Source organism: Thioalkalivibrio sp. AKL7, assembly GCF_000381705.1.
Taxonomy (GTDB): domain Bacteria; phylum Pseudomonadota; class Gammaproteobacteria; order Ectothiorhodospirales; family Ectothiorhodospiraceae; genus Thioalkalivibrio; species Thioalkalivibrio versutus.
This window is the reverse complement of the sequence record NZ_KB906947.1, coordinates 263,886-285,295: the sequence shown is the minus strand read 5'-3', so window position 1 is coordinate 285,295 and position 21,410 is coordinate 263,886. Positions and strand designations below refer to the sequence as shown.

25 protein-coding genes are annotated in these 21,410 nt (G+C 65.5%); 1 reads left to right on the top strand and 24 read right to left on the bottom strand.

Features of this window, described 5'->3' with window-relative positions:
* Positions 1-2 precede the first annotated feature (2 nt).
* Complete coding sequence (locus tag G315_RS0101220; RefSeq protein ID WP_018145730.1) at positions 3-374, top strand: EscU/YscU/HrcU family type III secretion system export apparatus switch protein; 372 nt, start codon at positions 3-5, stop codon at positions 372-374.
* Here the strand turns inward: G315_RS0101220 and G315_RS0101215 are convergent.
* The 24 genes from G315_RS0101215 to G315_RS0101100 all read right to left on the bottom strand — a co-directional run bounded on the left by G315_RS0101215 (position 369) and on the right by G315_RS0101100 (position 21,354).
* Entirely contained in the window at positions 369-794 is a 426-nt protein-coding gene (locus tag G315_RS0101215; protein ID WP_018145731.1) for a DUF2802 domain-containing protein, read from the bottom strand. The two genes, G315_RS0101220 and G315_RS0101215, sit on opposite strands and share 6 nt — an antisense overlap.
* Positions 795-933: 139 nt before the next feature.
* Entirely contained in the window at positions 934-1,119 is a 186-nt protein-coding gene (locus G315_RS0101210; RefSeq protein WP_018145732.1) for a hypothetical protein, read from the bottom strand.
* A 69-nt stretch (positions 1,120-1,188) separates the two neighbouring features.
* Complete coding sequence (locus tag G315_RS0101205; RefSeq protein WP_018145733.1) at positions 1,189-1,647, bottom strand: chemotaxis protein CheW; 459 nt, start codon at positions 1,645-1,647, stop codon at positions 1,189-1,191.
* 127 nt (positions 1,648-1,774) lie between these two features.
* Complete coding sequence (locus G315_RS0101200; RefSeq protein ID WP_019611729.1) at positions 1,775-2,485, bottom strand: chemotaxis protein CheW; 711 nt, start codon at positions 2,483-2,485, stop codon at positions 1,775-1,777.
* On the bottom strand, positions 2,482-3,282 hold the full coding sequence (locus G315_RS0101195; RefSeq protein WP_018145735.1) for a ParA family protein: 801 nt from the start codon (positions 3,280-3,282) through the stop codon (positions 2,482-2,484). The genes G315_RS0101200 and G315_RS0101195 overlap by 4 nt, the downstream gene beginning before the upstream one ends.
* A complete protein-coding gene (gene motD / locus G315_RS0101190) occupies positions 3,279-4,181 on the bottom strand; it encodes a flagellar motor protein MotD (RefSeq protein WP_018145736.1) in 903 nt (300 codons plus the stop codon). The genes G315_RS0101195 and motD overlap by 4 nt, the downstream gene beginning before the upstream one ends.
* Positions 4,182-4,188: 7 nt before the next feature.
* Positions 4,189-4,932: a flagellar motor protein gene (locus G315_RS0101185; protein WP_018145737.1), complete on the bottom strand. Its 744-nt coding sequence runs from the start codon at positions 4,930-4,932 to the stop codon at positions 4,189-4,191.
* A 1-nt stretch (position 4,933) separates the two neighbouring features.
* On the bottom strand, positions 4,934-6,049 hold the full coding sequence (locus tag G315_RS0101180) for a chemotaxis response regulator protein-glutamate methylesterase (RefSeq protein WP_018145738.1): 1,116 nt from the start codon (positions 6,047-6,049) through the stop codon (positions 4,934-4,936).
* 2 nt (positions 6,050-6,051) lie between these two features.
* Positions 6,052-8,115, bottom strand: a complete 2,064-nt coding sequence (locus G315_RS0101175) for a chemotaxis protein CheA (protein WP_018145739.1) — start codon at positions 8,113-8,115, stop codon at positions 6,052-6,054.
* A gap of 44 nt (positions 8,116-8,159) precedes the next feature.
* Entirely contained in the window at positions 8,160-8,936 is a 777-nt protein-coding gene (locus G315_RS0101170) for a protein phosphatase CheZ (RefSeq protein WP_018145740.1), read from the bottom strand.
* Positions 8,937-9,031: 95 nt separating this feature from the next.
* The gene (gene cheY / locus G315_RS0101165; protein WP_018145741.1) at positions 9,032-9,412 is read right to left on the bottom strand and encodes a chemotaxis response regulator CheY; all 381 of its coding nucleotides are present in this window, start codon (positions 9,410-9,412) and stop codon (positions 9,032-9,034) included.
* 41 nt (positions 9,413-9,453) lie between these two features.
* The gene (locus G315_RS0101160) at positions 9,454-10,221 is read right to left on the bottom strand and encodes an RNA polymerase sigma factor FliA (RefSeq protein WP_018145742.1); all 768 of its coding nucleotides are present in this window, start codon (positions 10,219-10,221) and stop codon (positions 9,454-9,456) included.
* Complete coding sequence (locus G315_RS0101155; protein WP_018145743.1) at positions 10,218-11,042, bottom strand: MinD/ParA family protein; 825 nt, start codon at positions 11,040-11,042, stop codon at positions 10,218-10,220. Before G315_RS0101155 ends, G315_RS0101160 begins: the two co-directional genes overlap by 4 nt.
* Entirely contained in the window at positions 11,029-12,273 is a 1,245-nt protein-coding gene (gene flhF, locus G315_RS0101150; protein WP_018145744.1) for a flagellar biosynthesis protein FlhF, read from the bottom strand. The genes G315_RS0101155 and flhF overlap by 14 nt, the downstream gene beginning before the upstream one ends.
* A gap of 73 nt (positions 12,274-12,346) precedes the next feature.
* Positions 12,347-14,449 (bottom strand): flagellar biosynthesis protein FlhA, encoded by a 2,103-nt coding sequence (flhA, locus tag G315_RS0101145; RefSeq protein ID WP_018145745.1) that lies wholly within the window; start codon positions 14,447-14,449, stop codon positions 12,347-12,349.
* On the bottom strand, positions 14,449-15,600 hold the full coding sequence (gene flhB, locus G315_RS0101140; RefSeq protein ID WP_018145746.1) for a flagellar biosynthesis protein FlhB: 1,152 nt from the start codon (positions 15,598-15,600) through the stop codon (positions 14,449-14,451). Before flhB ends, flhA begins: the two co-directional genes overlap by 1 nt.
* 1 nt (position 15,601) lies before the next feature.
* Positions 15,602-16,375 carry a flagellar biosynthetic protein FliR gene (fliR, locus tag G315_RS0101135; RefSeq protein ID WP_018145747.1) on the bottom strand — a complete coding sequence of 258 codons (774 nt, stop codon included), beginning with the start codon at positions 16,373-16,375 and terminating at the stop codon, positions 15,602-15,604.
* 4 nt (positions 16,376-16,379) lie between these two features.
* Positions 16,380-16,649 (bottom strand): flagellar biosynthesis protein FliQ, encoded by a 270-nt coding sequence (gene fliQ, locus G315_RS0101130; protein ID WP_018145748.1) that lies wholly within the window; start codon positions 16,647-16,649, stop codon positions 16,380-16,382.
* Positions 16,650-16,658: 9 nt separating this feature from the next.
* Entirely contained in the window at positions 16,659-17,411 is a 753-nt protein-coding gene (gene fliP, locus G315_RS0101125; protein WP_018145749.1) for a flagellar type III secretion system pore protein FliP, read from the bottom strand.
* A complete protein-coding gene (fliO, locus tag G315_RS0101120) occupies positions 17,411-17,857 on the bottom strand; it encodes a flagellar biosynthetic protein FliO (RefSeq protein WP_018145750.1) in 447 nt (148 codons plus the stop codon). Before fliO ends, fliP begins: the two co-directional genes overlap by 1 nt.
* A gap of 2 nt (positions 17,858-17,859) precedes the next feature.
* The gene (fliN, locus tag G315_RS0101115) at positions 17,860-18,462 is read right to left on the bottom strand and encodes a flagellar motor switch protein FliN (protein ID WP_018145751.1); all 603 of its coding nucleotides are present in this window, start codon (positions 18,460-18,462) and stop codon (positions 17,860-17,862) included.
* A 10-nt stretch (positions 18,463-18,472) separates the two neighbouring features.
* Entirely contained in the window at positions 18,473-19,447 is a 975-nt protein-coding gene (fliM, locus tag G315_RS0101110; RefSeq protein ID WP_018145752.1) for a flagellar motor switch protein FliM, read from the bottom strand.
* Between the two features lie 10 nt (positions 19,448-19,457).
* Positions 19,458-19,955, bottom strand: coding sequence for a flagellar basal body-associated protein FliL (fliL, locus tag G315_RS0101105; protein ID WP_018145753.1), 498 nt, complete (start codon positions 19,953-19,955; stop codon positions 19,458-19,460).
* A gap of 310 nt (positions 19,956-20,265) precedes the next feature.
* A complete protein-coding gene (locus tag G315_RS0101100) occupies positions 20,266-21,354 on the bottom strand; it encodes a flagellar hook-length control protein FliK (protein WP_018145754.1) in 1,089 nt (362 codons plus the stop codon).
* Positions 21,355-21,410 lie beyond the last annotated feature (56 nt).

The window sequence follows — 21,410 nt, the reverse complement described above, 5'->3', positions numbered from 1 at the left end:
CGATGGCACGAAAGGATCATGGGGACCGAACGGCCGACCGCGGCCGATCACCGGCCAAGGCGGTCGCACTGGAATGGGATCGTCGGCAGGCGCCGCGGATCACAGCCAGCGGCTCGGGCCTGACGGCCGAGGCCATCCTGCGCATTGCCGAGGAACATGGAATCCCGCTGCATCAGGACCCGGCCCTGAGCGAGGCGCTGGCGCAGGTCCCCGTGGGCAGCGAGATCCCGGAGGAGCTCTACGTCGCAGTCGCGGAGATTCTGGCCTTTGTGTTCCTGCTGGCAGGGATCACACCCGACGACCGGGGCCGTGGGTATCAGCCCCCCTCGCGCCAGTCCAACCCGGACCGCGAAGGGCCGGACCGGGGCTCATGAGCGCCCGGCGAACCCGGTGCCGCCGGCATTCCCGGAGCCATGCAGGCTAAACAACAAGTCGAGTTCGGTGGAGGTAAGGCCGCAACGCCGACGGACCTCTTCGCGCCCCAGGCCCTGCTGGATCAGAAGAATCGCCTGCTCGTAGGCGCCGCTGTCGCCCTCGCGGGCGCGTAGCTCGCTGTGCTGGTCATGCAGGCGCTCCAGGGCACGCTGTACCGAGGCCTGTGCCTGACCATGGGTCGCAACCCCCTCGGACAGGGCCTTCATTGCCCCTTGCAGGGCCATTACCGAGGTGGCCTGGCGCTGATAATCCTGGCGCAGGGCCGCCAACTGCCGACGCAACAGAATCACGAGCCCCACGGCAAATCCGGCGACGATGGTCGCCAGCAACGCAATCAACGCGGCGAGCCAGATCAGCATTCCCTCTCCCATTGCCTGCACACTCCTGAAACCCGGGGCCTGCCGATTGTCGCGTGATTCGTGAGGGCGTGACCAGCCATGGAGAAAAATCGGACACGGACCCGTGCCCGGACCCAGTTGGTGCCGGTCCCCGGGGACTTCAGGCGTAGTCGTCGATCAGGCCGCGCCGCTGGCGGCGTTCTTCCTTGCGCGGCGGACGCTGCTGGGTTGGACGCACTGCGGGACGAAAGACCGGGTCGCGGTCATGGTCGTCGCTCAAATTGCGCCCGGGAACAGTGGTATGGACCGGTCGAACAGTCCGGTCCGGCTGGAGTTCGTCGACCATGGTTCACCTCCCGGCTTGCGCCTCATGGTCATGGTCCTCGTCTGTTGACTGTAGACCCGACGTGCGCGGCTACAGTTCGCGCAACTGCGCCCACTCGTCGTCCGATAGCAGCCTGTTGAGGTCCACCAGGATGGTGAGGCCCTCCTCGGTGCTGGTCACGCCCTGGATAAAGCGGCTGCTGTCATCGTTACCCACCTCGGGCGCCGGCTCGACCGAATCCGGGGAGATCCGCACGACCTCCGAGACGGAATCCACCAGAATCCCCACGTTCTGGTTGTCTACATCGATGATCACGATGCGCGAGGCCTCATCCGACTCGCGATCATCCAGCCCCATACGCCGCCGGGCGTCGATCACCGTAACGACATTCCCGCGCAGGTTGATGATCCCGAGGATGTAGTCCGGCACACCCGGTACCGGGGCGATCTCGGTAACCTTTAGCACCTCCTGAACCTGCAAAACGTCGATCGCATAGGTTTCCTCCGCCAGACTGAAAGTCACATACGGAGCGGTGTCGGCCTTGGTCATGGCTTCTACGTCTTGTGCGCTGCTCATGTCATCCTCGATATTCCGTGCCGGCGGGGGCCGCCCTGTGGTGTCGTCTTGACCGGGTTATCGGCCGATTACCGCCATGCTTGAATGGCGCCGGCCGGGATCAGTCCCAGCCACCCTCGTCGAGGGTGCGATCCAGCGCCTCCAGGTCCAGCATCGTCGCCATCTTCTCGCGCTCCACGCCGGCCAGCCAGGGCAGGCGCCGGCGGTGGCTGCGCCAGCGCAACGACTCCGGCTGGATCACCCGGGTGCCGTGAATCGCGCGGCAGGCCAGCGCGAACCGCGAACCCGCGAGGAACACCACCTGCCGGGCCGTATCCGGCTCGTAGTCGCGATCTTCCGGTGTCACCACTGCGGCCAGGTCAATCAGCTGCACCCGCCCCTGCTTGGTATCCGCCAACCCAAGGTACCAGACCGAATGATTCGGGGTGGGCCGCACCTCCAGGCTGTCCAGCGGCGCCACCCCGCCCAGCGCATGGAGCGGCGCCAGCAGGGTCAGGTTGCCGGCCTCGATCACGAGGGCCGAAAACGGCTGCTCGGGACGCGCATACTCGCGCTCCGCCGGATCGACTGGCGGGGCTGGCGGGGTCGAGGCGGCTACCGGCGCCGGAACCTTCACCGGATCCGCTTCACGGAGCGGGGCTTCCAACTCCACTGCGGGCGCAGCTTCTTCTACCGGCGGCCGTGGCTCCAGGATGTCCGGCCGCAGAAGCGCGCGAACGGGCTCCGGCTCGTCCAGCAGGCTGCCGAAGTAGTCGTCCAGCGCCTCCGGCTCGGCCTTCAGGGCCAGGTTGTCGACTATGGAACGGTTCATCCGCGTCGCCTCCGTTCATGGGGTTCGGACAGCCGGCCACCGATGGCCTCCAGCAGATCCGAGTAGGCGAGCACACCCCGGGCGTCCGGGATCATGAAACACAGCGGCTGCCCGGCACTGGAGGCATCGCGGAATTTCGTGTCCACCGGGATTACGCCCGGCCAGACGTCGTCGCCGTACAAACGACGCAGTTCCGACAGGGCCTCGTGCGCCGCGCGCGTACGACGGTCGAACAGGGTCGGAATAATCCGGTACGCCAACTCGGACTTGCGCGATTTCTGTACCATTTTCAGCGTATTGATCATTCGTTCCAGCCCCTTCAGGGCGAGGAACTCGGTCTGCACCGGCACCAGCAGTTCGTCACAGGCGGCCAGCGCATTGACCATCAACACACCGAGCATCGGCGGGCAATCCAGCAGCACGTAGTCGTACTGCTCCGAGATCTTCTCCAGCGCATGACGCAGCACCAGCCCCATGCCACTGCGGGTGCCCAGCTGGCGATCCAGCGTCGCCAGCGCGGTACTCGCGGTCAGTAGGTCCAGCCCCGGGAACCGGGTCTCGCGGATCAGACCATTCGGGTCCGGATCCGCACCCTCGGCGCACTGGCTGAAAAGCTCGTACACCCCGCGCGTGGCGGTCTCCGGATCATGGCCGAAATACGCGGTCAGCGATCCGTGCGGGTCCACATCCACCAGCAGCACGCGTTGTTCCGGGCCCGACAGCAGGCCGCCCAGCGTCACCGTGGTGGTGGTCTTGCCCACACCCCCCTTTTGGTTTGCAACCGCCCAGACCTTCATGGTGTGTCTCCATCCATCGGGAGCGGTGCGGGCGGAAGATCCTCGCGCAGGCGCTCCGGTTCCTGCGCGCCCTCGGCGCGCGGACGCCCCCCGGGCAGTACCACGATGGACACGCGCCGGTTCTCGGCCCGCCCCTCCGCGGTGTCGTTGCTGGCCGCCGGCCGGTGCTCGCCATAGCCAAGGGCGACCAGATTCTCCGGATCGACCCCGACCTCCTCGAACACGCTGACCACCGCGGCCGCCCGTCCGGACGACAGCTCCCAGTTCGACGGATAGATCGCGGTCTGGATGGGCACATTGTCCGTGTGTCCCTCCACATGAACGCGCGAGACACGTGGCGCCAGAATCCCGCCAACCTCTTGCAGAAGACCCTCCGCCTGGGGGTTCAGGGTCGCCGCCCCGGACGCAAACAGCAGACGGCTGGTGATCTCGATCTCCAGCCAATAGGCCTCGCGCGTCACGCGCAGATCGCCATCCTCGATCCATTGCGCCATCGCCTGTTCGATCTCGCGCGCGGTATCCGCCAGTTCGTCCAGGAACACCTGCATCCCGGCGTCGTCCGGGCCCTCGTCAAGCATCCCACTCAAGGCCATGTCGATGGGCTGCGGACCCTCTTCCACCAGACCCGGCTGGACCTCGATAGGCACCAGGGCACGCAGATCCTGCGGTGTACGTTCCCGGGCCACAGTGGGGTCCCCGACCTGAATCGGGTCGGCCTGCATCGGTGCGCGGAAGGCGTCCACCAGCGACTCGGACAGCACCCGGTACTTGCCGTCGTCCACCGAGGAGATGGCGTACATCACCACGAAGAACGCCAGCAGCAGTGTGACCAGATCCCCATAGGGGATGGCCCATGCCTCGTGATTCTGGTGTTCTTCCGCCCGCTTGCGTCGCGCCATGGTGACCTCACTCGTGGATGAAGCCACTCAGCTTGCTTTCGATGTTCCGCGGGTTTTCACCTTCCGCAATGGCGATCAGGCCTTCCATCAGCATTTGCTGGTGTTGCGAACGGTTCTGAATAATCGACTTCAATTTGTTGGCCACCGGCAGGAACAGCAGGTTGGCCGAGGCAATGCCGTAAATCGTGGCGACAAAGGCCGCCGCGATGCCCGCCCCCAGCTTGCTTGGATCCGCGAGGTTCTGCATCACTGCCATCAGGCCCATCACCGCGCCGACGATCCCCAGGGTCGGGGCATAGATCCCCATGCTCTCGAAGATCTTCGCGCCCTGCAGGTCGAAGTGCTCGCGGTTGTCGAGGTCGGCCTCCATGATCTGGCGAATGGTCTGCGGTTCACTACCGTCCACCAGCAGTTGCAGTCCCTTGCGGGCAAAGCCGTCGGTCTCCTCGTCGGCCAGCGTCTCCAGGCCTAGCAGGCCTTCCTTGCGCGCGACATGCGACCACTCGACGATCTGCTCGACCGTCGCGCGATTGTCGACCTTCGGCGGCTTGAAGGCCCACGGCAAGATGCGCATACCGTGCATGAAGACCGACAGCCGTGCCTGCACCAGGGTCGCCCCCAGGGTCCCCAGCACCACGATCAGGAAGGCCGCGGCATTCCACAGCGCGCCCAGGCCACTGCCCTTGGCAATGCTACCGCCGAGCACCGCCACCAGCCCCAGGGTAATCCCGATGAGGCTCAGGATATCCATGTCAGCAGAACCCCTTCACCATTGCGGGCCCGATTTCGGGCAGCGGGTACACATGATCGGACAGGCCGGCCTCGGCCACTGCCGCCGGCATCCCGTACACCACGCAGGTCGCCGCATCCTGCGACCACACCTGCGCGCCGGCGCCCTTCAGCGCCCGCGTGCCTTCGCGGCCATCGGCGCCCATGCCGGTGAGGATCACGGCAAGCACCTGCCCGCGCAGCGCCTCCACGGCGGAACCGAAGGCCGCATCCACGCTCGGCTTGTAGATGGTGCCCAGGGGGCTCTCCGCGATTCGCACATGCGTCTGGCTGCCGCGCTCCAGCGTTGTCTGCATCCCGCCCGGGGCCAGCAGCGCCACGCCCGGCTTCAGCACATCACCGTCCTTCGCCTGACGCACCTCGATATTGCACATGGCGTTCAGGCGTTCGGCGAAGGCCGGGGTAAAACTGGCGGGCATGTGTTGCACCAGCAGGATCGGCAGCGGGAAATTCGCCGGGAGCGGCTTCAGCACCTCCTGCAGCGCCACTGGACCGCCGGTGGAGGTACCAATCAGCACCGCGCGCAACTGCCGTAACGGCGTCGGCGGCCGGGAACTGGCAACCGCCGGACCCGGCTTGCGCGCATCGGCCGCGGCCTGACGGTCGGTCTCTTCGCGGCGCGCGGACGGCCGGGCCTCCCGCGCAGGCGTGGTCGTGCCCGGGGCACTGACGGAACGCGCCCGGCTGCGTGACAGCGAGCGCACGCGGCGCCGAAGCAGCATGCGCGCGCTGTCCTCGTCCCCCGCCATGTCGCTGAAGCGCTTGGGAAGAAAGTCCACCGCCCCGGCCTCCAGCGCATCCAGGGTCGCCTGGGCTCCCTCGGTCGTGAGACTGGAGAACATCAGGATCGGAAGCGGGCGCTCGGCCATGATCTTGCGCACCGCGGTGATGCCGTCCATCACCGGCATCTCGATATCCATGGTCACGACATCGGGATCGAGGTCCCGGACCTTGGCGATCGCCTGCTCGCCATTCTCGGCCGAACCTACGACCTCAATGCCGGAATCGGAATCCAGGATCTCGGCGATACGCCGACGAAAGAACCCCGAGTCGTCAACTACCAGAACCCTGATCGGCATCCTCAGCCCTCGCTCGAGCGCGACGCGCGGCGCGGTCGACCGGACATTTGCAGTTGCCGCATCAGAATGGTCACCAGGTCGGAGACGTCGAGGATCAGGGCGATGCCCCCATCCCCGGTGATCGTCGCTCCCGCCAGGCCCTTCACGCCTTGCAGATTCTGGCCGAGCGGCTTGATGACCACCTCTTCCTGCCCCACGAGATCATCCACCACCAGTCCTACCTTGCGGTCGGCCGTATGGACCACCACCACGTGGGCATCCTTGCGCGCCTCAGGCTCGTGCCCAGGCTTCAGCCAGCGCTTGAGGTAATGGACTGGCAGGGCGTGCTTGCGCACCATGATGACTTCCTGATCATCCACGTAATTCGTCTTGGTCAAATCCAGATCCAGGATCTCGGAGACCGAGGCCAGCGGGATCGCAAAACGCCGGCCGTCCAGAATCACCATCAGCGCGGGCAGGATCGCCAGGGTCAGGGGCAGCTTCACCCGCAGCGTGGTCCCTACGCCGATCTCGGAATCGATCTCGATGGTGCCGTTGAGCTGCGAGATCTTGGTCTTGACCACGTCCATGCCAACCCCGCGGCCGGAGACGTCCGAGATCTCGGTCTTGGTGGAGAATCCGGCCATGAAGATCACGTTGAAGGCCTCGCGATCGGTCATGCGTTCGGCCATCGCGGGCTCCATCAGCCCCTTCTCCACCACCTTGCGCCGCAGGGCCTGCGGGTCCATGCCACCGCCGTCGTCCTTGATCAGCAGTGCGATGTGATCACCCTCCTGGGCCGCGCCGAGCACGACCGTACCCTTGCGCGGCTTGCCCGCCGCTTCGCGCACATCGGGCGTCTCGATGCCATGGTCCACAGCATTCCGCACCAGATGCACCAGCGGATCGGACAGGGCCTCGACCAGATTCTTGTCGAGGTCGGTTTCCTCGCCGAAGATCTCCAGTTCGATCTCCTTGCCCAGATTCCGCGACAGATCGCGGATCACTCGAGGGAAGCGATTGAAGACCTTCTTCACCGGCTGCATGCGGGTCTTCATCACCGAGGTCTGCAGGTCGGAGGTCACCAGTGCCAGCGAACTGATCGCCTTGCCCAGTTCGTCGTCAACATGCTGCGAACGCAGCATGCTCAAGCGGTTTCGCACCAGAACCAGCTCGCCCACCAGGTTCATGATCTCGTCCAGCCGCTCGGTATCCACGCGCACGGAGGTCTCGCCCTGTGGAGCCGGGCGCCCCCCAGCCTCGGCCCCGCCGGCGCGGGCACCACCACCGCCCTGCCCACCGGCGGCCGCCGGCTCCGGCGTTACCGCTTTTTCCGGCTCGGGCGCCGCTGCCGCAGGCTCGGTCGGCAGTGGATCCGCAGGGGCGTCCGCAGCCGGTTCGGGCGATGCCGGACCTCCGCCCTTGGCCTGCAACTCGTCCAACAGATTCTCGAACTCGTCGTCGCTGATCAGATCGCCGCCCGAGTCTTCGCTGGCCCCGGCGCCGCCCGACACGGCCGCGTCCACGGGTGCCGGGGCACCGTCACCATGCAACGTATCCAGCAGGGCCTCGAACTCGTCGTCCGTGATCTCCTCCCCGCCGCCCACCATGGCGTCGCCGGGGGCCGAGGCCTGTGGCTCGGGGAAGGGCTCCGGTTCAGGCGCGGGCGGCGCCGCGGCGGTATCTCCGGCGACGTCTTCGTTTTTTGCCATGCGCCGCAGGTCCTCGACCACCGCGGCATCGGCGGGGGTCGGGTCCACTCCGGAGCGCAGATCCCCGAACATGACGTTCAGGGAGTCCAGCACGCGGAGCATGGTGTCCATCAGATGGCTATCGGCCCGACGCTCGCCGTTGCGCAGCAGATTGAAGACGTCCTCGGCGTGATGACACACCGTCACCAGCGGATCCAGGCTCAAGAACCCGGCGCCCCCCTTGATGGTGTGGAAGCTTCGAAAGACCGCATTCAACAGATCCCGATCGTCCGGATTCTGTTCCAGGTCGATGAGTTGCTCGTTGAGCCCCTCCAGCAGTTCCCCGGCCTCGATCAGGAAGTCCTGAAGGATTTCGTCATTGGGGTCGATGGCCATTCAGTCTCTCCGGTCCCGTGGCGCCAGTCGTATGGGGGGCACTGCTAGAAGCCCAGGCTTGATAGCAGATCGTCCACCTCGTCCTGTCCTTGAACGACATCTGCGCTGGAATCTTGAGTCTTGGGCACACTGGGGCCGTGGCCCTTGCGGTCCGCCTCGCGGTCTTCTTCGCCACGTTCCAGCGACGCTTCGGCCGCTTCGACCTGCTCCATGCGCCCGCTGGAGAGCCGAATCAGGGTAACGAGGTTCTCTTCGAGGTCAGTCACCAACTGGATCACCCGGCGAATCACCTGGCCGGTAATGTCCTGATAACTTTGTGCCATCAGCACCTCGGAGAGCAGCCGCCGCAACTCCTCGGCGTCCTCGCCCGCCTGCCCGAAGAAGCTGTCCAGCTCACGCGCGAAATCGCGGAACTCGTCCACCGAGAGCTGCCGGTTGCGAAACCGCGTCCATTTGGCGGTCAAGTCGGCCGCCTGCTGGCTGAACGACTCGGCGATCGGCAGGCTCGACTCGATGGCGCCCATCGTGGCGTGCGCGGCCTGCTCGGTCATGGTGACCACGTAGTTCAGGCGTTCCTTCGCATCCGGGATCTCCGCCTGGGTCAGCTCTACCAGACGCGAGTCCCCACGGAAGCTTTGCAAGGCCTCGTGAAGGTCGCGCGTCAGCTTGCCCAGTTCGTCGAAGAGCTCGCGGTCGTAAGGACGCGCAAGATCCTGCACCAGTGCGCGCGCCGCCGCGTCGTCGCCCGCCTCGAGCGTCTGCACCAGTTGTCGGGCCAGCTCGAGCTGACCGTCGCGTGGGGGGTGTTCCTGTTCAGTCATGAGGAGCCTCTTGCTGGTACGGCGCCGAAGGAGCCGGGTCACGCCCACCCGCGCAAGCGAGACGGACGTCGTCCGTATTCACCACCGGGCGATCCTTAGCCCTGTGCTTCAATACGTTCGAAGATCTTGTCGATCTTTTCCTTCAGCGTTTCAGCGGTAAACGGCTTGACCACATAACCGTTCACACCCGCCTCCGCGGCCTCCACGATCTGGTCGCGCTTGGCCTCGGCCGTCACCATCAGCACCGGCATCGACTTCAGGTTGGCATCCGCGCGGACGGCCTTCAGCAGGTCGATGCCCGGCATGTTGGGCATGTTCCAGTCGGTAATCAGGAAGTCGAAGTCACCATTTTGCAGCATCGGCAGCGCGGTGCTGCCGTCGTCGGCTTCCTGCGTATTATTGAAGCCAAGATCTCGCAAGAGGTTCTTGATAATGCGCCGCATCGTGGAAAAATCGTCCACGATGAGAATTTTCATTCCCTTGTCCACACGTCACTCCGGGATTCGTAAGGTGAGTTTTAGAATAACTGCAAAGCCGCGCCGTCTTCGAGCCACGACCCCATGCGCGCGCGCAGCCGAATGACCGCCTGGCTGCGAATCTGGCTCACGCGCGACTCGGTCACGCCCAGAACAGCCCCGATCTCGCGCAGATTCAGTTCTTCGGTGTAATACAGCGAAAGCACCAGGCGTTCGCGTTCAGGCAGATCCCCAAGGGCCTCGGCCAACTCCTCGCGAAACTCGCCAGCCTCAAGGCTACGCGACGGCGAGACTTCCTGCCCCTCGATCACACGATCGGCCCCGTCATCCCCGCCGCCGAGATCGTCCAGTGCAAACAGATGGGCCCCGGCGTGGTCCTTGAGCATGTCGTAATAGTCATCGATAGGCACGTCCAGCTCGGCCGCCACCTCGCTCCCACGCGCCGCACGCCCCTCGCGGGCCTCGACACTCTGGATCGCGGCGGCCATACGCCGGCTGTTGCGATGCACCGAACGTGGCGTCCAGTCACTGCGACGCAACTCGTCGATCATCGCACCGCGGATGCGGATCCCGGCGTAGGTGGCAAAGGTCGCCCCCTGCCCGCCCTCGAACTGCCGCGCCGCCTCCAGCAGACCGATCATGCCGGCCTGGATCAGATCATCGACCTGGACCGACGCCGGCAGACGGGCCATCAGGTGGTGCGCGATGCGATGCACCAGTTCAACGTGATCGGCAATCAACTTCTCGTGTCCACCGGTCGCGGTGGACGTCGCCTGGTAGCCGGAAAGGCGATTACGCGTCGTCATCATGCGCTCTGCAGCATTCGTTCCACGAAGAACCCGACGCCCCCGTGGTCACCCCCACCGACTGGCCAGCGATCCACCGTGTGTGCCAGGTCGGCAAACGCCTTGCCGGCCGGACTGCCGGGATACTGCTGAACCACCGGCGCCCTTTTCTGCACGGCCTTGCGCAGATGTTCGTCCATGGGGATATAGCCGGCCAAGTCCAGGACCACCTCCGGCAGGTACTTGCCGCAGACGGTATTGAGTTTCTGCATCAGCCGCTCCGCCCCCTCGCGCCCGCTGACCATGTTCGTGACCATGCGGAAACGCCGCAGGCCGTGGTCACGGTGCAGCACCTTGATCAAGGCATAGGCATCGGTAATCGAAGCCGGCTCGTCGCAGACCACCACCAGGGTCTCCTGTACCGCCCGGCAGAACGAAGTCACCGACTCCTGCAGGCCTGCGGCGGTGTCCACGATCAGGACATCCAGCGGCCTGCGGTAGGCGCTGAAGGCATGGATCAGCCCTGCGTGCTCGGCCGGCGTGAGGTTCGCCATCGCCGCGATACCGGAGGCCGACGGGACCACCTTCACCCCGTCCGGCCCCTGGACCAGGACATCGTCCAGGCTGTCCACCGCGCCGGTCACCAGATCATGCAGGCTGCGCTCCGGGCGCATCCCGAGCAACAGGTCCACGTTGGCCAGACCCAGATCCGCATCGAACAGCATCACCTCGCGGCCCAACCGGGCCAGGCCGACCGCCAGATTGACCGACACGTTGGTCTTCCCGACCCCGCCCTTACCCGAGGCGACCGCAATGACCTTCAACGGCTTGTTAGTGCGTGGCATAACGCCCCTTTCCAACCGGCTGAATCAGTTCCAGTGTTGCCGGCTCGGCCCCCTGCGCCGGGCGCAGAGGCGAGCGCGAGCGCCCCGGCGGTTCCATTTCGGCAAGCCGTTCGGCAGCCCAGGTCTCACGGGCATTGCCACCCGCCCGCGCGCCCTCCGCGTCGTCGTCCAGCGCCAGACGGGTCAGATACCCCGTATCAACCCGGTGAAAATCCTCGGCAATGCGCTGGCCATCGCTCACGAACCCAAGTCCCAGGTGCTGATCCAGCAGGACCGACAGGACCTCGCCCAGCTGTTCTGCCTCGTCCAGCTTGGTCAGCACCAGCGCCGAGGGATCCGCCTTGCGAAACGCCTCCAGCACCCGCCGCAACGTACTGCCCTGGGTCGTGGCCGACACGACCAACCAGCTCTCGGCGCGGATATCCGGCGGCAGATGCGCGAACAGCGACTCCTCCTCCACCGCGCGCGGCGCCTGCCCAGCGGTATCCACCAGGATCAGGTGGCCATCGTCCACGCGCCGCGCCAGATCGCGCAGTTCGCGCGCATTCTGCAGCACGCGCACCGAGATCCCCGCCATCTGGGCGAAGGCTTGCAACTGCCGTGTTGCACCGATGCGCTGGCTATCGAGGGTCACCAGCGTAACCGAATCCGGTCCCATCCGACGGATCTGGCGCAACGCGATCCGTGCCAGCGTGGTGGTCTTGCCGACACCGGTCGGACCCACCATCGCCAGCAGCCCACCTTCGTCCAGGATCGCCGGGCGATGCGTGGCAATCGCGCCCGAAAGCCGCGCGCGGAGACGCTCCCAAGCCTGCTCGGGGGAGCTGTCATCGAGGATGCTGCCCGCCAGGCTGCGCGCCAGCGATTCACTAAAGCCGCGGTCGATCAGGCGGACCTTGCATTCTGCCGCCAGCGGATGACGGGCCGCCCAGCGAGCCTCGTCACTCTCCGCATACTGACGCGTCATCAGGCTGCGCAGGTCACGCAACTCCTGGCGCATCGCGGTGAGCTCGGGATCGGCCGGCCAGGAAGGCGCCGCCGAATTCGGGGCGCGGTCGGCGGTACGCGCCTCGCGGGCCGGTTTTGCAGCCTCCGGCTCGCGCACCGGCTCCGAGGACTCGCCATCCTCCAGGGCGGCGACCACCTCCAACCAACCATCCACCCGGCGACTGGAGAGGATCACGGCATCCTCTCCCTGTTGTTCGCGCACCTGACGCATGGCGTCGCGCATGTCCCGGGCCCGATATCGTCTGACATTCATGCTTTGATCTCCTGCGCCGCTCGCGCGGCGGAACCCCTATGTCTCATGCGGACTGCTTCGCTGTTTCTTCCTGACCGACCGTGGCCACTACCCGAATCCGCCGGTTGTCGGGGATCTCGGTAAACGCCAGGACGGTCAGGCTGCGAACCGCGCCGCGCAACCAGCCGGCAATCCAGGAACGGATCTCCGGTGCCACCACCAGGATCGCCGCTTGACCGGCTGTCTCCTGGCGGCGCGCCGCGTCCGCAACCGAACGCTGCAACCGTTCCGCCAGCCCGGGCTCCAGTCCAACCGTGCCACCCGAGCTGCCCTGCAGGGACTTATGCAAGAGCTGTTCCAGCGATGGGTCCAGGGCAATCAGTGGCAGCTCATCCTCCGGTCCCACAAGGTCCTGGACGATGGAGCGCGACAGCGCGACGCGCACCGCAGCGGTCAAAGTGCCGGGATCCTGACTCTTCACCCCGTCGTCTGCCAGGGTTTCGGCGATCGTGCGCAGGTCGCGGATCGAGACCTGCTCGGCCAGCAGGTTCTGCAACACCTTCAGCACGATCGAAAGCGACAGCGTCTTGGGCACGAGGTTCTCTACCAGCTTCGGCGAATGCCGCGCCAGCTGATCCAGCAGATGCTGTGCCTCCTCGTGCCCGATCATGCGGTGGGCGTTCTCGCGGAACACCTGCGACAAATGCGTCGCAATCACCGTGGAACAGTCGACTACGGTATAGCCGGCGCCCTGGGCCTGGTCGCGATCCGACGGGTCGATCCACAGGGCATCCAGGTTGAAGGTCGGGTCCTTGGTCGGGGTGCCCGGCACGGTGCCGAAGACCTCGCCTGGATTGATCGCCAGTTCGCGGTCGGGGAATACCTCGGCCTCGGCCACAGTGACCCCCAGCAGGCTGATCCGATAGGCGTTCGGACTGAGCTCCAGGTTGTCGCGGATGTGCACCGGCTGCAGCAGGAAGCCGAGCTCCTGCGACAGCTTGCGGCGCACGCCCTTGATCCGTCCCATCAACTGGCCGTCCTGGGTACGGTCCACCAGCGGGATCAGGCGGTAGCCGACTTCAAGGGAGACCAGATCCACCGGCGGGACATCTTCCCAGGTCAGGTCGCGATCCTCCGAACGCGCCCCGCCCTCGTCTTCCTGCGGGATGCGCTCCACTTCCACCTCGGCCTCGCGGCTCCGGCGCTTGAGCAGATAGGCCCAGCCAAAGATCAGCGCCGCCAGCCCCAGGAACACGGCGTTCGGCATGCCCGGCACGACGCCCAGCGCGCCGATCACGCCACCCGCGACGTACAGGACCCGCGGGTTGGAGAACATCTGCCCGTACACCTGCTGGCCCATGTCCTGGCTGCTGGTCACGCGGGTCACGATGATCGCGGTGGCGGAGGACAGCACCAGCGACGGGATCTGGGCGACGATGCCGTCGCCGATGGTCAGCAATACGTAGTTGGTCGCGGCATCGCCAATCGACATGCCGTGCTGCACCGCACCGATGGTGAGCCCGCCGATGATGTTTACGAACAGGATCAGGATCCCCGCGATGGCATCGCCGCGGACGAACTTGGAGGCACCGTCCATGGAGCCGTAGAAGTCCGCCTCGCTGGCAATCTCCTCGCGGCGCTTGCGCGCCTCTTCCTGAGTCAGGATGCCGGCGTTCAGGTCGGCGTCGATCGCCATCTGCTTGCCGGGCATGGAGTCCAGGGTAAAGCGGGCGCTGACCTCGGACACACGCCCGGCCCCCTTGGTCACCACCACGAAGTTGATGATGATCAGGATCGCGAACACCACCAGCCCCACGGTGTAGTTGCCGCCGACCACGAAGTCGCCGAAGGCCTGGATCACCTTGCCGGCGGCATCCGTGCCGGTGTGGCCTTCCAGCAGGATCACGCGGGTGGAGGCGATGTTCAGCGCCAGGCGCAGCAGCGTGGCGACCAGCAACACGGTCGGGAAGACCGCGAATTCCAGCGGCCGCGGGGTGTACACCGCAACCATGATCACCACCAGCGACAGCGCGATATTGAAGGTGAACAGCACGTCCAGCGCCAGCGGCGGCAGCGGCAGCACCATCATCGAGAGCATCGCGATCAGCAGGATCGGCGCCCCCAGCCCCCACTTGCCCACGTTACCCAGACGGTCAAAGAAGGCCATTAGCGATCCCTCCGCGGGCCGCGTTGCTTGTCGGGATCGAGATAGTCCTCGGGCACTGGAAGGTCATCCGGCATCTGCGCGTCGGCATCGGCCCGCTTGAGCTGGTAGACGTACGCCAGGATGCGCGCCACGGCCACGAACAGACCGTTGGGCACTTCCTGGTTCAGATCGGTGGTGAAATAGATGGCGCGGGCCACGCGCGGGGCCTCGACACGGATGATAGCGTGTTCGTCCCCGACTGCGCGGATCGAGGCGGCCACCTCGTCGACGCCCTTGGCCACCACCTTCGGTGCCGCCATGCGCGAGGCCTCGTAGACGATAGCCACCGCATAGTGGGTCGGGTTGGTGATGATCACGTCGGCCTTGGGGACCTCTTCCATCATTCGCCGCTGCGCCATCTCCTGCTGCAACTGACGGATCTTTTGCTTGACCTCCGGCTTGCCGTCGGTCTCCTTGTACTCGTCCTTGACCTCCTGACGGGTCATGCGCAACTGCTTCTGGTGATTCCACATCTGGAACGGCGCATCAATGGCGGCGACCACGATCAGGGCCGCCGAGACCGCGATGAACGTGCCCAGCACCAGCTGGGCGGCATGGATGATGCCCTGATGGACCGGTTCGTAGCCAAGCATCAGCAGCCGGTCGGAGAAGGTGGCCAGCACGGCGACCGCGACACTGCTGATCAGTACGAACTTGGCGAAGGTCTTGCCGAACTCCATCAGCCCCTGCCAGGAGAAGATTCGCTTGAGGCCCTTCCCGGGATTCAGCTTGGAGACCTTGGGCGCGGCGGCCTTCCAGGAAAAATTGGCCCCGCCGATCACGATCGGCGCGAGTACCGCGGCTACGATCAGTACGCCGAACAACGGGAACAGGGTCTGCAGGGTACGGAAAATCTCCTGGGACAGGTACGGCAACAGCAGCGACGAGTCGTAGGCCATTTCGCGTTCGAAATCCAGGCGACTGCTCATCTGTTCAGTAAGTTGCGCCCCCATGTTCGGGCCGTACATCAGCAGGAAGCTCCCGCCCGCCATCAGCACCAGAAAGGTGCTCAGCTCGCGCGAGCGCGGGACCTGCCCCTTCTCCTTCGCCTCGCGCAGGCGTTTCGGAGTGGGCTCTTCGCTTTTTTCCTGTCCGCTCTCGTTCTCGGCCATCTCAGAAGCCCATCCGGGTCTGCATCAGGTTAAAGCCCTCGAGCATCAGCTCGCCGAAGCGTTCGGGCAGGCCCGGCAGGATCAACATCATCAGTACGAACCCGATCAGGATCATCATCGGGAAACCCACCGCGAAGATGTTGAGTTGCGGGGACGCGCGGGTGATGACCCCCATGGAGATATTCACCAACAAGAGCGAGGCAACCGCCGGCAACGCCACCAGCACCGCTCCCACAAACATCGTGGAGCCGAAGCCCACCAGGGCGTAGAAGGCCTCGGCGTTCAGACCGGTCGGCGCGATCGGCATGGTCTCGAAGCTGGTCAGCATCAGCTCCAGAGCAATCAGATGGCCGTTCATCGCCAGGAACAGGAGGGTCGAGAAGATCACAAAGATGGTGGAAACCACCGGGACCTGCACGCCCTGGGCCGGATCCATGATCGAGGCAAAACCCAGGCCCATGCCCAGTGCGACCACCTCGCCCGCCTGGGTCACGGCCGAGAACACCATTTGCAGGATAAAACCCATGAACACGCCGATCGCGATCTGGTGCAGGGTGACCAGCACGCCCTCCAGGCTGAGCGGATCGATATCCGGCAGGACCGGCCCCTGCATGGCCACGAAGATCGCCAGCAACAGCGCCAGCCCCATGCGCACCCGCGCATTGACCGTATCCGCACCGAAGATCGGCATGGCGACGAGCATGGCGCCAATGCGGGCGAACGGCCACAGGACCGCCCCCACCCACAGCACCAGCTGTTCCGCCGCCAGGGCCATATGCCTACCCCACCATCCCCGGCGCACCCTCGTAGAGGCGCTCGGTGTAGTCGATCAACAACGCCAGCATCCAGTGCCCGCTGATCAGCAGCGCCGCGAACATCGCCAGCAGCTTGGGGATGAACGACAGGGTCATTTCCTGTATCTGGGTCGCTGCCTGCAGCATCCCGATGGTCAGACCCACGGCCAGCGCCGTCAGCAGCGGCGGCGCGGCCAGCAGGACCACCACGGTCAGCGTCTCGCGACCGATATCCACAACGAGTTCGGGGGTCATCGCGCTCTCCTACACGAAGAAACTGGTGGCAAGGGTGTTCATCATCAGCGCCCAGCCGTCCACCAGAACGAACAGCATCACCTTGAACGGCAGCGAGATAATCAGCGGGGAGAGCATCACCATCCCCATCGACATCAGGACCGAGGCCACCACCAGGTCGATGATCAGGAACGGGATCAGGATCAGGAAGCCAATCTGGAATGCGGTCTTGAGCTCGCTGGTAATGAACGCTGGCACCAGCAGGTTCAACGGGATGTCATCCGCCTCCTCGAATCCGTCGATCCCGTTGATCTCGGCAAACATCGCGATATCGCTTTCGCGGGTATGCATCAACATGAACTCGCGCAACGGCTGCACCCCCGCCTCGATCACCTCCTCCGTCCCGATCTCCTCGTTCACGTAGGGCACAAACGCGGTCTCGTAGATCTCGTCGAGCACCGGGGCCATCACGAACAGGGTCAGGAAAAAGGCCAAACCGATCAGGATCTGGTTCGAGGGTGTCTGGGTCGTGCCCAGGCCCTGGCGCAGGATCGCCAGCACCACAATGATCCGGGTGAAGGAGGTCATCATGATCAGGATCGACGGCAGCAGGGTCAGCAGCGTCATCAACAGGATGATCTGCAGCGTGACCGAGTAGGTCTCGCCCCCGTCTCCGTTGGTGGTCACGGTCAGGGCCTCGATGCCCTGCGCCACCTGGGCCCCGGCGAGGCCCGGCAGGAGCAGCAGGCCCAGTGCCAGCGCGAACCGCAGGAACAGCGCCATCACGACTGCCCCCGCTCGCTGCTACCGGGCGGAGCCCGGCGGGTCACGGCGCGCTTGAGTGCGCTGGAGAAATCCGGCGTCTCCCCGGCCGGCGCCACCACCGGCTCGCGCATCGTGTGCAGGGTGCGCATGCCCGAAGGCGCCACGCCCACCAGCACCTGTTCATCGCCCACCTGAACCAGCACCAGACGCTCGCGCGTGCCCACCGAGCGTGCCGCGACGATCTCGATCACCTGCGAGCCGCGGTTCAGTCCGCCCTGGGTCCGGCGCAGGATCCAGCCCAGCACCACAATGGCACCGATCACCAGTACCAGACCGCCGATTAGCTGGGTCAGATAGGCCGCGGCCCCGCCACTGCCACCCTCCGCAAGGGCAGTCAAAGGCCAGAGGGTCCCCGTGACGGCCGCCAGGACGAGGGCCGAACTGCGCGTATTACGTGGATTCATGGCTATTTGAGCTTGCGGATGCGCTCACTGGGGCTGATCACATCGGTCAGCCGGATACCGAACTTCTCGTTGACCACCACGACCTCGCCGTGCGCGATCAGCGTGCCGTTCACCAGCACGTCCAGCGGCTCCCCGGCCAGACGGTCCAGCTCCACCACCGAGCCCTGGTTCAGCTGCAGAAGGTTGCGGATCGGGATGCGCGTGCGACCGATCTCCATGGCGATGGTCACCGGCACGTCCAGCACCATCTCCAGGTTCATCTCCTCGCCGTCGCCCTGCACCACGCCCGACAGTTGTTCCGGCTGCAGCGCCTCCGCGGCCGAATCCGGCTTGTGCTTGCGTTCCTTCTTCTCGGTCTTCGGCGCCGCTTGCGCGGACGCGGCACCCCCACCGCCTTGCGCCTCGTTCAGCAGGGCGTCCGGGTCGGCGGCCTCTTCGTCATCCTTCTGTTCGGCCAGGGCGGACTGTTCCGCCAGAGCGGCCCCCCATTCGTCGGCCAGCGCCTGGTCGTCGCTACCGCCTTCGGTCTCGGCCATGGTTTCAGCGCCCGCGGTATCTTCATCCACGGCCGGGGTGTCCTGTTTGGGATCGTCGGTGTCAGCCATGCTGCGCCCTCTATCGTTTGATAATGCGTTCCGAAACCTGGATCGCATTCATGCCATTGGATACGCCGAACTTCCCGCGGAACATCGGGATGTCTTCGACCTGCAAGGTGATCTTCTCGGGGAGGTCCACCGGGATGATGTCGCCCGGCTGGATATCCAGTAGCTCGCGCACGGTGACCTCGGTCTCCGCCAGCATGGAGCTGATCTCGACCTCGGCGGTCTGGATCTCCTCCTGCAGCGCGTGCATCCAGCGCTGGTCGACGTCGGAGCGATCCGACTGGATGCCGGTATCCAGCTGCTCGCGGATCGGCTCGATCATCGAGTACGGCAGGGTCACGTGCAGGTTGCCGCCGCCCCCGTCGAGCTCGATGTGGAACTCGCTGATGACCACGATCTCGGTCGGCGAGACGATGTTCGCGAACTGCGGGTTGACCTCGGAGTTCAGGAACTCGAACTTCAGCTCCATCACCGGCTGCCAGGCCTTCTGCATATCCTCGAAGGCCCCCTCCAGCACGCCGTGGACGACCTTCATCTCCATCGGGGTGAAGTCTCGTCCCTCGATGCGGGTGTAGTAGCGTCCGTCGCCACCGAAAAAGTTGTCGACCAGGATGAACACCAGCTTGGGATCGAACACGAACAAGCCGGTGCCATGCAGCGGATGCGCCCGCACCAGATTCAGGCTGGTGGGGACAAACAGCGAGTGCATGTACTCGGAGAACTTGGTGATACGCGTGCCGACCACCGAGATCTCGGCCGAGCGGCGCAGTACATTGAACAGACGGACCCGGAGCTGACGCGCAAAGCGCTCGTTGATCATCTCCAGCGTGGGCATGCGCCCACGGACGATGCGATCCTGCGTGGCAAAGTTGAATTCCCGCGCCTCACCGTCACTCGGATACGGGTCTTCGGTCTCGACGTCGCCCTCGTCCACACCATGCAGGAGGGCATCGATCTCGTCCTGGCTGAGGATATCCGTCTGCGCCATAACGGGGCTCCTACTGCATCACCAGTTCGTTGAACAACACGGCCTCGACCGCGTCCGGCGCATCCCGCGAGCGCAGAATCTCGCGGATTGCTTCCTTCAGCTCCTCCGCCAGCGATTCCTTGCCATCCCGCGTATTCAGATCCTCGTAACGCTGTTCCGCCAGGATGCCCAGGATGTCGTTGCGGATCGCCGGCATATGCCGCTCGAACGCCTCGATCACCGGCGCCTCGTGCGTCACCAGGCTCACCTCGGCACGCAGATAGCGGATGCGGCCCGGCGCTTCAATGTTGACAGTCATCGGCTCCAGGCTGGTGTAGAAGCGCTCAGGAGGGCCTTCCACCACCTGTTCGGCAGCCTCGTCGCCCGCAACCAGGAAGAACCAGGCCGCAGCGGCCCCGCCGCCCACCAGCAGAATCACGATCAGCAGCAGCACAAGCAGCTTGCCCATGCCGCCCTTCTTCGGGGTGCCGCCTTCTTCGTCGTCCAGATTGACTTCCTTCTTCGCCATGTCGCACCCGCTATCCGGTAAACCGAGGATTTGCTCTCGGAAAAGACCCTAGCAAGGCCGATGCCAGCATTGGCTTTCTATCGCTTTATCCAATAGTTAGCGACCAGTACTGGAGGGGGAGGAAGGACACTTCCGGGGAAGGAACGGGCGATAACGTCAAGAATCGGCCGCCCGCCGCGCGGGAAAGACGGATTCTTGGCGGCACTCATGGAAGATCGCTACGACAGTGAAAGGGGCCCGATGGGGCAGGTCACGGATACCGCCGGCTGCCCATCGGATAGCGCAAGACCGAGCCCGCGCCGAGCTCGCCTCAGGCAAACAGATCCAGTCGCCGATTCAGCATCGAGAGCGTGCTGCCCTCATTCTCGTTGTCTTCGGCCTCGTCCAGCTCCGAAGCGGTCCCGGCGGCGGTCTGGCGCTCATCCTGCTCGGCCTGCTCCTCGGCCGCCTGGTCGGAGACGGTCGCGTCCTCGAGCATCAGCCCGCTCTCGGCGAGGCTGTCGCGCAAGCGCGGCATGGCCGCCTCCAGCACCTCGCGGGTCACCGGATTGGCGCTGATGAACTGGATGCTTGTGCGGTCACCCTCGACCAGCACCCGAATATCCAGACTGCCCAGCTGCGGGGGATGCAGCTTGAGCTCGGTTCGACCACCCTGTGCCTGGGCGAGCATGCGCACCTGATCGGCCAGCTCGCGGGCCCCATTGGGCTGCTGCAGGAGCCGGGTCAGGTCCAGTCGCGGCAGCGCACGCGCGGCCTCCGCCCCCTCGGCCTGCCCACCGGCGAGAGCCGGCAGGACGCCCCCCAGGGGGTCGGTACGCCCGCGGCGCGACTCGTCGTCCCCGCCCTGGGTCATCCACTGGGCGAGGACATCGAGCACGCCGTCCCGCGACAGTCCGCCCTGCGCGCCCAGCAATTCGGGCTTCAATGCGGCCAGGCCGTCGTGCCCGCCTGCCGCCTGGCTGGCCTCGACAAACAGGCGCATGACAGCTGCAGGCAGGGGCTTGACCGGCAACGCCTGGCCCTCGGCACCCCCGCGGCCAGAGGCGCTCGCCTCCCCACGGGCCGCGTCCATACGCCCCGGTTCCTGCACTGCCGCCATCAGGCTGGCGACCGGCAAGCCCTTGCCCCCCGCCTCGTCGCCCGCGGCGAAACCCTGCCCGTCGAGTAGATCCTGCAGCCGCGCCAGCATGGCTTCCAGATCGAGCCCTTCCAGCTCGTCCCCGGGCACGCCCAGGTTCGCCAGCAAGGCCTCCATCTGCGGCTCCAGAACCGCGAGGAACCCCTCGCCGTCCTTCCCTTTCAGCCCCTTCAGGTCGTCCAGGTCCTGCAGCGATGCCTCGCCGCCCAGCAATTGCAGCAGCGGCAGCATGCCCTGACCGGTGTTCTGTGTCGCGATCATCTCCGAATCCTCGGTGTGCCGGGTGGATCCCCGGGCCCTTGCCCTAATCGATAGTC